A 13,823-nucleotide genomic window follows, 5' to 3' on the forward strand; every position below is an offset into this window, starting at 1 on the left:
GAAAAGCGCCTTGCTAAGGTGAATTGAGTTAAAATCTCGCCCGAAGCAAGCCAGACAGTCGCTGGTTTTGTTGTATTTGTCTATACAAATGCAGCAGGACGGGAGGAAGGTCCGGACTCCATAGAGCAGGGTGACGGTTAACGACCGTCCGCCGAAAGTCGCAAGCGCAAGCCCAAGATATAAGGCGAGGAATAGGGCCACAGAGACGAGCGTATTTAGTTACGGTGAAACGCGGTAACCTCCACTCGGAGCAATTTCAAATAGGCACGCATTGATGCTGCTCGCGGAGCGTGCGGGTAGAAAGCTTGAGCCTTGGAGTAATTCAAGGCCTAGAGGAATGACTGTCATAACCGGCTTTAGCAATAGAGCCAGTCGTAACAGAATCCGGCCTATCGGCTTGCTTCACTTTATTTTTGATCGCCTCAGTGGCCTTTTTTGAGCCTTTTTTGACCTTTTGTCCCCCCCGTAGTTGGCGGTGTTGGTGGGCGCAAGGTTGATTCAGTTAAGCTTTTTTCTGCCCCGATTAATCGGTTTTAGCAGCATTCCTCATCAATTTCCGCTCTCGCGTTAATTCGCTCCAAAGCAACACAGTTTTTATCTGATTTTCGATGATGGTCAGCGATCGAAAATCCGGATAACCATGTGTACAGCTAATCCTTAACTTTCACAGTATTTGCTAAGTGCTTAATTTTACGCATTATTTCATTTATTTGATTCTTTAGCAGATTGCGCTAAGTCCTTGACTTCATTATAAAAAATCGTGTTTTTCCGCTTTATTTCGCTTGACCACGTGAAATTCCTCCTCTACAGTGGGAGCCTGTGTGAAAAAGTGTATAAAAGTGGGATGAAATGACGAATTTTACCCATTTTACAGTGGCCAAATTAAGCGATTAAAAAGAGGTTTCCCGTGTTTCAAGGCGCGTCAGCACTAACTCTCGATGTGAAAGGCCGGATGTCTATCCCAGCCAAGCATCGTGACGCCTTGTTAGTTCAGTGCGAAGGGCGCGTGACCTTGACCCGCCATCCACACGGCTGCTTGTTGCTGTTCCCGCGTCCAACGTGGGAAACGCATCGCGCCGAAATCGCCCAATGGCCTATGTCGGCACGCGCTTGGCAGCGGATTTTCTTGGGTAACGCCTGCGATGTCGAAATGGATGGCGCTGGCCGTATCTTGGTGGCACCAGAACTGCGTGACGCGGTTGAATTAAGCCGCGATGTGATGATGCTGGGCATGGGCACGCATTTTGAAGTCTGGAATGCCCAAAAATTAGCCGACAGCGAAGCGCAAGCGATTGCTAATGGCATGCCAGACGTATTGAGTAATTTCTCTTTCTAATGAGGGGCGCATGACTACTCCCTCAACTTCCGATCAAACTACCAACGCAGCACAGTCATCTTTCGATGCTGCGGCGGCCTTTGCGCACAGCACCGTGCTGCTCGATGAAGCTATTGCAGCGCTGCATCCGCTCAAAGATGACGGCATCTATATAGACGGTACATTTGGTCGCGGCGGCCACAGCCGTTTGCTGTTATCTCAACTCGCACCCGGCGCACGCTTAATCGCCTTCGATAAAGACTTGCAGGCAATCGCCAACGCCAATCAAATTAACGATCCACGTTTTTCCATCGTCCATAACAGTTTTGCCGCCATGCGCGACGAGTTGCACGCGCTGGGCATTACGCAAGTGGACGGCGTGTTGATGGATTTAGGAATTTCATCCCCACAGGTCGATGATGCGGCCCGTGGTTTTAGTTTTCGCGCCGATGGTCCACTCGATATGCGCATGGATACCACTCGCGGTATGTCAGCAGCAACTTGGTTAGAGACAGCGACGGAAAAACATATAGAGGAGGTTGTAAAAAATTATGGGGAAGAACGGTTTGCTTTTCAGATTGCAAAGGCGATTATTGCTCGCCGACAGACAGCACCAATTTCAACCACACGAGAGCTTGCCGAACTCGTGGCAAGTACCGTCAAGACGCGTGAAAAGGGTAAAGATCCGGCCACTCGCACCTTCCAGGCTATCCGGATTTTCATCAACCAAGAGCTTGAAGACCTTGAAAGCGGCTTAGCGCAATCGTTTGATTTATTAGCGCCCAGTGGCAAGTTGGTGGTGATTAGCTTTCATTCTTTAGAAGATCGCATCGTCAAGCAGTTTATGGCTTCCAAGGCGGTGGTAAAGCAACCTGATCGTCGCTTGCCAATTCGTACTGAAAATTTACCGCAACCGCTGATGAAATTGCTCGGTCGTGTTAAGCCAAGCGATGCCGAAGTCGAAGCTAATCCGCGCGCACGCTCTGCCATCATGCGCGTGGCGCAGCGATTAATTAGCGTTGAATCGGGTACGGCAGCATGAACGGTAGGCTAAATGTGTTGCTGCTAATCGCTTTGTTGGCCTGCGCGTTGATTTTGGTCAAAACCCAATACCAAGCGCGCCATTTGTTTATTGAATTAGAGCGCTCCCAAACCGAAGCGCGGCAGTTAGAAGTGGAATGGTCGCAATTGCAATTGGATCAGTCCAACCTAGGTAAGCATGAACGTATTCAAGCTAATGCGATTAAAGATTTAAACATGGTGCCGGTGACGAATGACCGCACCCAATACATCACCCTAAACACTAAGTGAGCCAAATACCAAAATGAGCAGCAAATCTCGTCCAACCGCACGCAACGCTACAGCGAAAGGAGTTCCGTTTTCTAAAAATCCGGTGCTCGCTTTAAAGCTGTCTGCTTGGCGTTCGCGCTTGGTGATGTTTGGCTTATTTATCGGTTTTATCGCATTAGTGAGTCGCGCATTTTGGCTGCAAGCCATGAGTACCGATTTTCTGCAAAAGCAAGGTGAATCGCGTTACGCCCGCACGATCGAATTGCCTGCCACGCGCGGCAAAATCACAGATCGAAACGGTGTGGTGTTAGCTTCATCGGTACCTGTTAAGGCGATCTGGGCGATTCCAGAAGATGTGCTAGCGGAACCTAAAGAAAAGATCGCGCAATTGGCTGCCTTATTAGAAATGAGCGATGCTGATTTACGCAAGAAGCTCGATTCTGACCGGCAGTTTGTTTATCTCAAACGCCAAGTAGAGCAGACGACGGCCGATAAGATCGTAGCGCTTGGTATCAACGGGATTGAAACCCGCAAAGAATATAAGCGTTTCTATCCTGAAGGTGAAGCGATGGCGCATGTGGTCGGCTTTACCAATGTGGAAGATGCCGGTCAAGAAGGCATGGAGTTGGCCGAGCAAGCCAGTTTGGCCGGTAAGCTAGGTAGTCGCCGCGTGATCAAAGATCGTTTGGGGCGTATCGTCGAAGATTTGCGCGCCGTCAATGAGCCGCACGATGGTAAAGAATTGGTACTCTCCATTGATAGCAAAATTCAATATTTGGCTTACGCGCAGCTAAAAGAAACGATAGAAAAATTCCACGCCAAAGCAGGTGGTGTGGTCGTGGTGGATGTGCAAACCGGCGAAATTTTAGCCTTGGCCAATCTGCCTTCCTACAATCCGAATCAACGTGCTGATTTAACTGGCGCGCAGTTGCGCAATCGGATTATGACGGATGCCTATGAGCCAGGTTCGGTGATGAAGCCGTTTACGATTTCGTTGGCTTTAGAGACTAATCGAGTCAAACCAGAAACCGTGTTCCAAACCGCCGGGAAAATGAAAATCGGTACGCAAAGTATTGGCGATGCGCACGAGAGCGCCGCCTTAACAGTGTCGCAAATCATCGAAAAATCATCCAACATCGGCACCGCCAAAATTGCCTTGCAAATGCCAGCGCAAGAAATGTGGGAGTTGTTTACCAAAGTTGGCTTCGGTCAGGCGCCTAAATTTGATTTCCCTGGCGCGGCTACTGGCCGTTTGAAGAACTACAAAACATGGCGTCCGATTGAGCAAGCGACCATGAGCTATGGACACGGCTTGTCGGCATCGACAATTCAGTTAGCGCATGCTTACACCATCTTTGCGCGTGACGGTGAATTGATTCCGTTGACGTTTAAAAAAACGACCCAGTCGCCTGTGCCAGAACGTATTTTCTCAGTGAAAACAGCATTAGAAATGCGCGCGATGTTGGAAACCGTAACCGGTCCGGAAGGCAGTGCAATTCGCGCCCGCGTGCCTGGATATCGGGTTGCTGGTAAAACTGGAACCGCTTACAAAGTCGAGCGTGGTCAATATGTGCGTAAATACATCGCATCGTTCTGCGGCTTTGCGCCCGTGTCCAATCCGCGCATTATTGTGGCAGTGATGATTGATGAACCCGATCCATCCGGCCCGCATTTTGGTGGATCGGTTGCCGCGCCTTTGTTCTCCACAATTACCGCTAACGCACTACGTACCTTGAATGTGGCACCCGACACAACAGTTACCAGCGTGCTTCCCGACAATGGTTTGGGAGACATAATGTGATGAACACGACAATGAATTCAAACGTTTTAAAAGTGGTTGCGTGGCTTAATCAGTTGGGCAGCAATCAACCACTGAAATTAGTCTCCGATTCCCGCAAGGTCGAAGTCGGCGATGTATTTTTTGCCTATCCAGTTGGTAATGCCGATGGACGCAATTACATAGATCAAGCGATCGAGCGCGGTGCTAGTGGCATCGTTTTTGAGGAAAATGATTTCACTTGGAACCCAGCATGGGACGTGCCCCATATCGGCGTGGGCGAATTGCTGTGGAATTCAGGCTTTATTGCTAACAGCTATTTTGGACAACCGGATGCAGCAATGTTTACTGTTGCGGTCACCGGAACCAATGGTAAAACATCGTGCACTCAATGGCTAGGAAGTGCCTTGGCTAGCTTAAGAACGCCGACCACAGTCGTTGGGACATTAGGCATCGGCTTGGTGAAAAGTGGTTTCCCCACCAATTTCGATGTAACCGGATTCACTACACCTGACGCCATTCAATTACAGCAAAAAATCAGCGCGCAGCGTGCACTTGGTTCTGGCGCAATCGCGATTGAAGCCTCGTCTATCGGCTTAGTGCAAGGGCGCATGAATGGCATGCATATTGATGTTGCAGTGTTGACCAATTTTACCCGCGATCACCTTGATTTTCATGGTGATATGGCCAATTACGAAGCCGCTAAAACCAAATTGTTCACTTGGGCTGAGCTCAAAACAGCGGTCGTTAATTTGGATGATGCCTATGGCATCCGTTTGGCTCAATTGTGCCAAACGCGCAAAACTGCGGTAATCGGCTATACGGTTGAAGATCAAGTCGACGTTAATTCACACGTCAATCAATTGCTAAAAGCCAGCGCAATTCGCAGCGTGATCGGTGGAACTAGCTTTCACCTCGATTCCCCATTTGGCTCGGGTAACGTTAAAGTCAAAATGATTGGGCGCTTTAACGTTAGCAACGTCTTGGCGGTGCTGGCAACGTTGTTTGCCAAGGGCGTTGAGTGGCGCGACGCGATTAATGCAATTGAGCAGCTCAATCCAGTTGCTGGCCGTATGGAGCAACTCAGCTCTCCCGGCCGCGCCTTAGTCATCATTGATTACGCGCATACGCCGGACGCCTTAGAAAAAACATTGTTGAACTTAAAAGAAGTCGCCCGTGATCGCCAAGGTAAATTGTGGTGTGTGTTTGGATGTGGTGGTGATCGTGATCCCGGCAAGCGATCAGTCATGGGCCAGATTGCCGAATTGGCCGATGAAATTATCGTGACTAGCGACAATCCGCGCAGCGAAAATCCGGAGGGCATCATCGCTCAAATCGCCGCCGGCATTTCCTCAACTCGTATGCCCGCGCCCCTGTTGGAAATCGACAGAGCGAAAGCGATTTTGTATGCCATTAAGCATGCCGATAAAAACGATGTCGTGCTATTAGCGGGTAAAGGGCACGAAGCCTATCAAGAAATTAATGGTAAAAAATTCCCGTTCTCAGATGTTGAGCACGCACAAATTGCGCTAGCCGACATGGGCAATTTGGCGGGAATGACTTTTAAAGGGAGTGGACAATGACATCCACGTTGCAAGCTAATTTAGCGCAAATCAAAAAAAATATTAGCTGCTTAAAAGTCAGTGAAAAAGACGCGTTGGCTAACGATTTATCCATCCATGATTTGACTATTCGTGGCGTGGTGACCGACAGCCGCAAAATTACTCCCGGTTGCTTGTTCGTGGCGTTGCGCGGCGAAAAGTTTGATGCTCATGATTTCTTAGCGGACGTGGCACAGCAGGGCGCTGGTGCGGTCGTGGTGGAACGTGTTCCAGAAAATTTCCCGATTCCCGCCTTAGTGGTGGCCGATACCCGCATCGCATTAGGTGAAATCGGCCGGTTCTGGCGCGCGCAGTTTTCGTTGCCTGTTATCGGCGTTACCGGCAGTAATGGCAAGACGACGGTAAAAGAAATGATCGCTTCCATTCTCGCTGCAACGTTTGGTGCTGAACATTCCTTGGCGACTCAAGGAAATCTAAATAATGACATTGGCGTTCCGCAAACGATTTTCCGATTGAGCGCGCAGCATCAAGCTGCAGTCATTGAGTTGGGCATGAATCACCCTGGTGAAATCGCTGAGCTGACCAAAATCGCCTTGCCAACCGTTGGCCTTGTCAACAATGCACAACGCGAACACCAAGAATTTATGCAGAGCGTGCAAGCGGTAGCAATCGAAAATGGCGCAGTGATTTTGAGCTTGCCGGAAGATGGTGTCGCCGTGTTCCCGGCTAATGATGAATTCACTAGCTTATGGCGTGGCTACGCTGGTCAGCGTCGCGTGGTGACATTTGGTGTTGTAGATCACGCTAATCAAACTACTCAAGCGGATGTTTCTGCTACCTATGAAGCGAGTGTATTTGGCAGTCAACTGGCAGTGCGTATCGGCCATGATCAATTTTCGGTTCAACTCCATGCAGCCGGCTTGCATAACGTAAATAACGCTTTGGCCGCAATTGCATGTACCCATGCAATTGGCTGCAGTGTTGCGTCCATCATCGCCGGTTTAGAAAATTTCAAACCAGTGTCTGGTCGCTTGCAAAAGAAAGAAGCCGCCAACTTAGCCACCATTATTGACGACACGTACAACGCTAATCCCGATTCCGTGCGCGCTGCGATTGATGTTTTAGCGCAAGCACAAGGGCAGAAGATTTTAGTGCTCGGTGATATGGGCGAAGTCGGGGTCGATGGGCCCGCTTATCACGATGAAATTGGTCGTTACGCCAAGCAACGCGGCATCGATATTTTATATACCTTAGGCGAATTGGCGCGTAACAGCAGCGCAGTATTTGGTGAGTCGGCTGAGCATTTTGAGCAGATCGAAGCACTGTTCAAAGCCTTGGACGACAGTGCGACAAATAGCAGTACCGTTTTAATCAAAGGATCGCGTTTCATGAAGATGGAACGTGTAGTCGCTTATTTAATGAATTCAGAAAGATAGTTCTATGTTGCTTTGGCTAGCTCAATATTTTCAGCAAGACGTTGGCGTGTTCCGCGTATTTAATTTCATTACGTTCCGCGCGGTGTTTGCCACCTTGACTGCGATCACCATCGGCTTGGCGGCGGGCCCTGGCGTGATCCGTATGTTGACTCGATTAAAAGTTGGGCAAGCAGTGCGTACCGACGGTCCACAAACGCATTTGATTAAATCCGGCACGCCAACGATGGGCGGCGTTTTGCTACTGATTTCGATCGGTATTTCGACTTTGCTGTGGGCTGATTTAAGTAATCGTTTTGTGTGGGTATTGTTGCTAGTGACGCTGGGATTTGGTGCGATTGGTTGGGTCGATGATTACCGCAAGGTGGTGTTTAAAGATCCAAAAGGCATGGCATCGGCAGAGAAATATTTTTGGCAATCCTTGATCGGATTGATCGCCGCGATTTATTTGGCGTTCTCGGTGTCAGCGCCATCTAACGGTCAATTCCTAGGTATTTTTGTGCAATGGGTGGAATCGGGTTTCACGCTGGATTTACCAAACAAGGCCGATTTGATTGTGCCGTTTTTTAAAACAATTAGCTATCCCCTAGGTGTCTGGGGCTTTATTGCGCTGACCTATTTTGTAATTGTGGGGACTAGTAATGCGGTCAATTTAACCGATGGTTTGGATGGTTTGGCGATTATGCCGACAGTGATGGTTGGCAGTGCGTTAGGTCTGTTTGCCTATGTGACCGGCAATGCGACGTATTCAAAATATTTATTGTTGCCGCATATTCCGGGCGCGGGGGAATTGCTGATTTTCTGCGGCGCTATGGCCGGTGCTGGTTTGGCGTTCTTATGGTTCAACGCTTATCCCGCGCAAGTCTTTATGGGTGATGTGGGAGCGTTGGCCCTAGGCGGCGCGCTTGGCACGATTGCAGTCATCGTTCGCCAAGAAATCGTGTTGTTTATGATGGGCGGCGTGTTTGTGGTTGAGACCATTTCGGTAATGCTACAAGTCGGCTACTTTAAATTCACCAAGAAAAAATTTGGTACTGGTAAGCGATTATTTTTAATGGCACCTTTGCATCATCATTTTGAACAAAAAGGCTGGAAAGAAACGCAAGTCGTTGTGCGCTTTTGGATTATTACGATGATGTTGGTTTTGCTGGGATTATCGACGTTGAAGTTACGTTGAATTAACGACTCAATTTTAAAATCAGGTTACGAAATAAATGATGAGTTACTTGGATAAAAAAGTATTGGTACTAGGACTGGGAGAATCCGGTCTGGCTGCGGCGCACTGGTTGGTGCGTTGTGGCGCAATACTGCGCGTGGCCGATACGCGTGAAAATCCTGAGCGCCTAGTTCAACTCAAAGAGATTGCGCCTAGCGTTGAATTTATCGCGGGCGAATTTTCAGCGCAATTGTTGGACGAGATTGATTTTGTGGTGGTGAGTCCGGGCTTATCCGAGTTAGCCGAATTGGCGCAGATTACTCCAGTTGCAAAAGAGAAGAATATTCCCGTTTGGAGTGAAATTGAAATTTTCGCCCAAAGCTTGCAGCAGTTAGTCGAGTCGCAAAACTACCAACCCAAAATCCTCGCGATTACAGGAACCAATGGCAAAACCACTGTCACCAGTTTGGTCGGCTTGTTGGTTGAGCGCGCTGGTAAAAAAGTCCAAATCGCAGGCAACATCAGCCCATCGGTATTGGATGTGTTGCGCGTAGCGGTGCAGGAGCAGACTTTGCCCGATGTGTGGGTATTAGAATTATCCAGCTTCCAGTTGCATAGCACTTACAGTCTCAAAGCAAATGCGGCGACGGTGTTAAACGTGACCCAAGATCACTTAGATTGGCACGGCAGCATGGATGCCTATGCTGCTGACAAAGCGAGAATTTTTGCTGAAAGCACGGTGCAGGTATTGAATCGTGACGACAGCACAGTGATGCAGATGCAAAAGCTGTCGGCAGATCAATTTAGCTTCGGCATTTCAGTTCCCAAGAAGCCGAACGAATTCGGCCTGCAATCCGAAAACGGCATGAATTGGCTTTGCATCGCGAATGCGGTGGACGACGAAGCCGCGCCATCGAAGCGCAAGGCAAAAAATCAACCAATAACAGAAGTCGATGTCAGCATTGCGCGCTTAATGCCAGCTGACGCATTAAAAATTCGTGGCAATCACAATGCGATGAATGCCCTAGCCGCACTGGCTTTATGCCGCGCAATTGATTTACCAATGGCGAAATTGCTACATGGCCTGCGCGAATATCAAGGTGAGCCGCATCGGGTGGAATTGATTGCCTCAATCGATCAGGTTGATTATGTCGATGACAGCAAAGGCACTAATGTCGGCGCAACTGTCGCGGCGCTCAAAGGATTGGCTAAACCCAACGCAAAAATAGTCTTAATCGCTGGCGGGGTTGGCAAAGGACAGGATTTTTCTCCTTTGTACGATGCAGTAGCGCAAGCGGTATCGGTCGTTTGTTTGATCGGTGAAGCGAGTGAAGAAATCGCGACCGCGCTGGATGGTTCGGGCGCGGAATTAATTCGCTGCTCTGATATGGAGCAAGCCGTAACGAGTGCAGCAGAAAAAGCCCGCAGTGGCGACACCGTGTTGCTTTCACCCGCTTGTGCCAGTTTCGATATGTTTAAAAATTACGCGCATCGCGCTCAAGTATTTATTGAAGCAGTAAAAGAAGTCGGTTATTCGCGCGGTGAGGTTGGTCTGTGAAATCGCGCTTTTCAGCATTATGGTCCTCCAAGCACAGCGGTCGGGTGCAGATGATGGATTACGACCAAATGCTGGTTTGGGTGACGATGTTGTTGATGTTGTTTGGCATGGTCATGGTCTATTCGGCGTCGATTTCTTTGCCGGATTCGCCTAAGTATGTTGGCTACACTAATAATTATTTTTTGATTCGGCAAGCGCTGTTTATTGCGTTTTCATCGGTGGTTGCGTTGGGTGTGTTCCAAATCCGGATTGAGATTTGGCAAAAATATGCTCCGTACTTTTTCGTGATTACCTTAATTTTATTGGCCGCGGTGTTGATCCCCGGCCTAGGCAAAGGTGTCAACGGTGCGAAGCGTTGGTTATCGTTGAAGGTGATCAATATTCAGCCATCTGAATTAATGAAATTATTTGTGGTGTTATACGCCGCCGATTACACGGTACGTAAGCAAGAATTTATGCATAAATTATCCAAAGGCTTTATGCCGATGGCCGGTGCAGTGGGATTGGTTGGATTGCTGTTGCTGTTGGAACCGGATTTAGGCGCGTTTGGCGTCATCGTTTGTATCGCGATGGGGATTTTATTTTTAGGCGGCATCAACGGTATTTGGTTTGGCGGGATTGCAACCTTGCTGGTCGGGATTTTTAGCTTGGTGATTATGCTGTCCCCTTGGCGGCGCGAACGGATTTTTGCCTACTTGAACCCGTGGCAAGAAGATAATGCCTTAGGCAAGGCTTACCAGTTATCGCATTCTTTGATTGCCTTTGGTCGCGGTGAAATCTTTGGAGTTGGTTTAGGTGGTAGTGTCGAAAAGCTGCATTACTTGCCGGAAGCGCATACCGACTTTTTGCTTGCTGTGATCGGTGAGGAATTGGGTTTCGCTGGCGTGGTTGTGGTGGTGTATTTATTTTATTGGTTGGTAAAACGTGCCTTTGATATTGGTCGCCAGTCGATTGCCTTGGATTTGACCTTTTCTGGCTTGACCGCCAAAGGCATCGGAATTTGGATAGGCGTGCAAGCGTTCATTAACATGGGCGTAAATATGGGCTTGTTGCCAACCAAAGGCTTGACCTTACCGTTAATGAGTTATGGCGGTTCGGGTGTGTTGATTAACTGTATAGGATTAGCCATTTTGTTGCGGATTGATTTTGAAAACCGGGTCTTAATGCGTGGAGGACGTGCTTAATGAATGCACTGACTACGCAATCACCCAAACGCTTAATGATTATGGCGGCTGGCACGGGCGGGCATATTTTCCCCGGCTTAGCAATTGCTAAAACCATGCAAGCGCGGGGCTGGGAAGTGACTTGGCTAGGCACCGAACATGGCATGGAAGGTGAGATTGTTCGGGCAAATAAGATTGCCATCGATACGCTGAATTTTTCTGGCATGCGTGGAAAAGGTTTGTGGCACAGCGTCACTGGTGCGTTTAAATTGCTGTTGAGCTTTGTGCGTTGCTTTCAAATTATGGGGCAGCGTAAGCCAGATGTTGTATTGGGTATGGGCGGTTATGTGACGGTGCCGGGCGGCGTGATGGCAAATTTACGCGGTGTTCCGTTGGTGGCGATGAATGCCGATGCGGCCCTGATGTTATCGAACAAGGCATTAACCCGATTTGCTAAGCGCGTGTTGTTTGGCTTTCCGGCCGATTTTGGTGATGCAGTAGACAAGGCGCTAGTGACAGGTAATCCAGTGCGCGATGAAATCGTTGCAGTTGCTCAGCCGGCCGAGCGTTTTACTGGTCGTACTGGCCGATTAAATGTTTTAGTCGTTGGTGGAAGCTTAGGCGCGAAAGTATTGAATGAAACTGTGCCAGCCGCCTTGGCTTTGTTGCCCGAAGAATTGCGACCAACCGTTACACATCAATCGGGCAAACAACATATCGCTGCATTGCAAGCGACCTATGAACGCTTGAATGTTAAAGCAGAAGTCGTGGCGTTTATCGACGATATGCCTAAGCGTTACTCGGAGTGCGATATTGTGATTTGCCGCGCGGGAGCTATTACGGTTTCTGAATTAACCGCTGCCGGAGTAGCGAGTGTCTTGGTGCCATTAATGGCGTCCTCGACCACGCATCAAAATAACAATGCAATTTGGATGGCGCAACAACAAGCCGCGATTCATTTGCCGCAAAAAGAAATGAGCGCTGAAAAATTAGCGGAATTAATAAAGACTCTGCAACGTTCTGATTGCCAAAAACTCGCCGAGGCAGCTTACAAAATTGGCCGACGTCAAGCCAATAGCGTCATTGCAGATGTGTTGGAAGAAATCGACAATAACAACAGAAATGACCGTTAAGCATTCAGGGAAAAGAACATGAAACATAAAGTAAAACATTTGCATTTTGTGGGAATCGGCGGCTCAGGAATGAGTGGTATTGCTGAGGTGTTGATGAACCTTGGTTACACCGTTTCGGGGTCGGATTTATCCAGCAATGCTGCGTCGCAGCGTCTTGCAAGTTTGGGCGCGCAAATTAAATTGGGTCACGATGCTAGCAATATTGCAGGAGCCGATGCGATTGTGACCTCAACCGCGGTGAAATCAGATAACCCAGAAGTGATCGCAGCGCGCGCCGCGCATGTGCCTATCGTGCCGCGCGCGATGATGTTAGCCGAATTAATGCGTCTCAAACGCGGTATCGCGATTGCTGGTACGCACGGTAAAACCACCACGACAAGTTTGGTTGCCAGTGTGTTAGCGCAAGGCGGTTTAGATCCAACTTTTGTGATCGGTGGCTTGTTAAATAGCGCCGGTGCCAACGCCAAGCTCGGCAGCGGCGACTTCATCGTAGCCGAAGCGGACGAATCGGATGCCTCGTTTTTAAATTTATCGCCAGTGATTTCGGTCATCACCAACATCGACGCCGATCACATGGAAACCTATGGCCACGATTTCGCCAAGTTGAAACAGGCCTTTGTTGAATTTACTCAGCGTTTGCCGTTTTATGGCGTCGCGGTGTTATGTCTGGACGACGTACATGTGCGTGAAATTATGCCGTTCATTTCTAAGCCCATTACCACCTATGGCTTCCATGAAGAAGCCGATGTGCGCGCAATTAATGCACATGCTAGTGGCGGCAAAATGCATTTCACGGTCATTCAAAAAGATTACCAAGATATGCCCATTAGCTTGAATCAGCCCGGCGTGCACAATGTACAAAATGCCTGCGCGGCGATTGCAATCGCGCGTGAGTTGGGTGTGTCGAACGAAAACATTCAGCAAGCGCTGACCGAATTCAACGGCGTTGGTCGTCGCTTTACCCGCTACGGTGAAATCGCGCTGCCGAAAAAGGATGGGCAAGCAACTGGTCACTTTGCGTTGGTCGACGATTATGGTCACCATCCTGTTGAGATGGCCGCCACCTTGGCAGCTGCGCGTGGTGCTTTTCCGGGGCGACGTTTGGTATTGGCTTTTCAGCCGCATCGTTATACCCGCACCCGCGATTTGTTTGAAGATTTTGTCAAAGTCATGTCGAGCGCCGACGTGGTGGTGTTGGCTGAAGTGTATGCCGCTGGTGAGCCACCCATTGTCGCCGCTGACGGTCGCAGTTTAAGTCGCGCTTTACGTGTGTTCGGTCAAGTGGACCCAGTTTTTGTTGAAAATATCGCCGATTTTCCAGAGACTTTGTTGAATGTATTAAAAGATGGCGATGTGGTCATTACGATGGGCGCTGGTTCCATCAATGCTGTTCCCGCCAAGTTGGTCAATCGTAGCGATGACTGATTAACGAGCTA

Annotated in this window: 11 protein-coding genes and 1 other RNA gene; all 12 read left to right on the forward strand. The window is 49.0% G+C overall.

Going from position 1 to position 13,823, the window contains the following annotated elements; all coding sequences use genetic code 11:
• Positions 1-42: 42 nt before the first annotated feature.
• Positions 43-408: RNase P RNA component class A (rnpB, locus tag E2I14_RS04435), an RNA gene on the forward strand.
• A gap of 499 nt (positions 409-907) precedes the next feature.
• Positions 908-1,336, forward strand: a complete 429-nt coding sequence (gene mraZ, locus E2I14_RS04440) for a division/cell wall cluster transcriptional repressor MraZ (protein WP_133325871.1) — start codon at positions 908-910, stop codon at positions 1,334-1,336.
• 10 nt (positions 1,337-1,346) lie between these two features.
• On the forward strand, positions 1,347-2,357 hold the full coding sequence (gene rsmH, locus E2I14_RS04445; RefSeq protein WP_133325873.1) for a 16S rRNA (cytosine(1402)-N(4))-methyltransferase RsmH: 1,011 nt from the start codon (positions 1,347-1,349) through the stop codon (positions 2,355-2,357).
• Positions 2,354-2,626: a cell division protein FtsL gene (gene ftsL, locus E2I14_RS04450; RefSeq protein ID WP_133325875.1), complete on the forward strand. Its 273-nt coding sequence runs from the start codon at positions 2,354-2,356 to the stop codon at positions 2,624-2,626. The genes rsmH and ftsL overlap by 4 nt, the downstream gene beginning before the upstream one ends.
• Before the next feature lie 13 nt (positions 2,627-2,639).
• Positions 2,640-4,406 (forward strand): peptidoglycan D,D-transpeptidase FtsI family protein, encoded by a 1,767-nt coding sequence (locus E2I14_RS04455; RefSeq protein WP_133325877.1) that lies wholly within the window; start codon positions 2,640-2,642, stop codon positions 4,404-4,406.
• 11 nt (positions 4,407-4,417) lie between these two features.
• Positions 4,418-5,965: a UDP-N-acetylmuramoyl-L-alanyl-D-glutamate--2,6-diaminopimelate ligase gene (locus E2I14_RS04460; RefSeq protein ID WP_227544591.1), complete on the forward strand. Its 1,548-nt coding sequence runs from the start codon at positions 4,418-4,420 to the stop codon at positions 5,963-5,965.
• Positions 5,962-7,380, forward strand: a complete 1,419-nt coding sequence (locus E2I14_RS04465) for a UDP-N-acetylmuramoyl-tripeptide--D-alanyl-D-alanine ligase (protein WP_133325879.1) — start codon at positions 5,962-5,964, stop codon at positions 7,378-7,380. Before E2I14_RS04460 ends, E2I14_RS04465 begins: the two co-directional genes overlap by 4 nt.
• Before the next feature lie 4 nt (positions 7,381-7,384).
• Entirely contained in the window at positions 7,385-8,554 is a 1,170-nt protein-coding gene (gene mraY, locus E2I14_RS04470) for a phospho-N-acetylmuramoyl-pentapeptide-transferase (protein WP_133325881.1), read from the forward strand.
• A 40-nt stretch (positions 8,555-8,594) separates the two neighbouring features.
• Positions 8,595-10,091 (forward strand): UDP-N-acetylmuramoyl-L-alanine--D-glutamate ligase, encoded by a 1,497-nt coding sequence (murD, locus tag E2I14_RS04475; protein WP_133327075.1) that lies wholly within the window; start codon positions 8,595-8,597, stop codon positions 10,089-10,091.
• A gap of 50 nt (positions 10,092-10,141) precedes the next feature.
• Positions 10,142-11,275: a putative lipid II flippase FtsW gene (ftsW, locus tag E2I14_RS04480; RefSeq protein ID WP_133327077.1), complete on the forward strand. Its 1,134-nt coding sequence runs from the start codon at positions 10,142-10,144 to the stop codon at positions 11,273-11,275.
• Positions 11,275-12,387 (forward strand): undecaprenyldiphospho-muramoylpentapeptide beta-N-acetylglucosaminyltransferase, encoded by a 1,113-nt coding sequence (gene murG, locus E2I14_RS04485; RefSeq protein ID WP_133325883.1) that lies wholly within the window; start codon positions 11,275-11,277, stop codon positions 12,385-12,387. Before ftsW ends, murG begins: the two co-directional genes overlap by 1 nt.
• Positions 12,388-12,405: 18 nt before the next feature.
• A complete protein-coding gene (murC, locus tag E2I14_RS04490; RefSeq protein ID WP_133325885.1) occupies positions 12,406-13,812 on the forward strand; it encodes a UDP-N-acetylmuramate--L-alanine ligase in 1,407 nt (468 codons plus the stop codon).
• The last annotated feature ends 11 nt before the right edge of the window (positions 13,813-13,823 follow it).

The sequence above is a fragment of the Sapientia aquatica genome (assembly GCF_004358105.1).
GTDB classification, from domain to species: Bacteria; Pseudomonadota; Gammaproteobacteria; order Burkholderiales; family Burkholderiaceae_D; genus Solimicrobium; species Solimicrobium aquaticum.

What these genes read in the sequence shown, in the direction of transcription:
- E2I14_RS04465 (WP_133325879.1), top strand. Translation starts at nt 5,962, where the DNA reads ATGACATCCACGTTGCAAGCTAATTTAGCGCAAATCAAAAAAAATATT.
- murD (WP_133327075.1), top strand. Translation starts at nt 8,595, where the DNA reads ATGAGTTACTTGGATAAAAAAGTATTGGTACTAGGACTGGGAGAATCC.
- E2I14_RS04460 (WP_227544591.1), top strand. Translation starts at nt 4,418, where the DNA reads ATGAATTCAAACGTTTTAAAAGTGGTTGCGTGGCTTAATCAGTTGGGC.
- murG (WP_133325883.1), top strand. Translation starts at nt 11,275, where the DNA reads ATGAATGCACTGACTACGCAATCACCCAAACGCTTAATGATTATGGCG.
- ftsL (WP_133325875.1), top strand. Translation starts at nt 2,354, where the DNA reads ATGAACGGTAGGCTAAATGTGTTGCTGCTAATCGCTTTGTTGGCCTGC.
- murC (WP_133325885.1), top strand. Translation starts at nt 12,406, where the DNA reads ATGAAACATAAAGTAAAACATTTGCATTTTGTGGGAATCGGCGGCTCA.
- ftsW (WP_133327077.1), top strand. Translation starts at nt 10,142, where the DNA reads ATGATGGATTACGACCAAATGCTGGTTTGGGTGACGATGTTGTTGATG.
- E2I14_RS04455 (WP_133325877.1), top strand. Translation starts at nt 2,640, where the DNA reads ATGAGCAGCAAATCTCGTCCAACCGCACGCAACGCTACAGCGAAAGGA.
- rsmH (WP_133325873.1), top strand. Translation starts at nt 1,347, where the DNA reads ATGACTACTCCCTCAACTTCCGATCAAACTACCAACGCAGCACAGTCA.
- mraY (WP_133325881.1), top strand. Translation starts at nt 7,385, where the DNA reads ATGTTGCTTTGGCTAGCTCAATATTTTCAGCAAGACGTTGGCGTGTTC.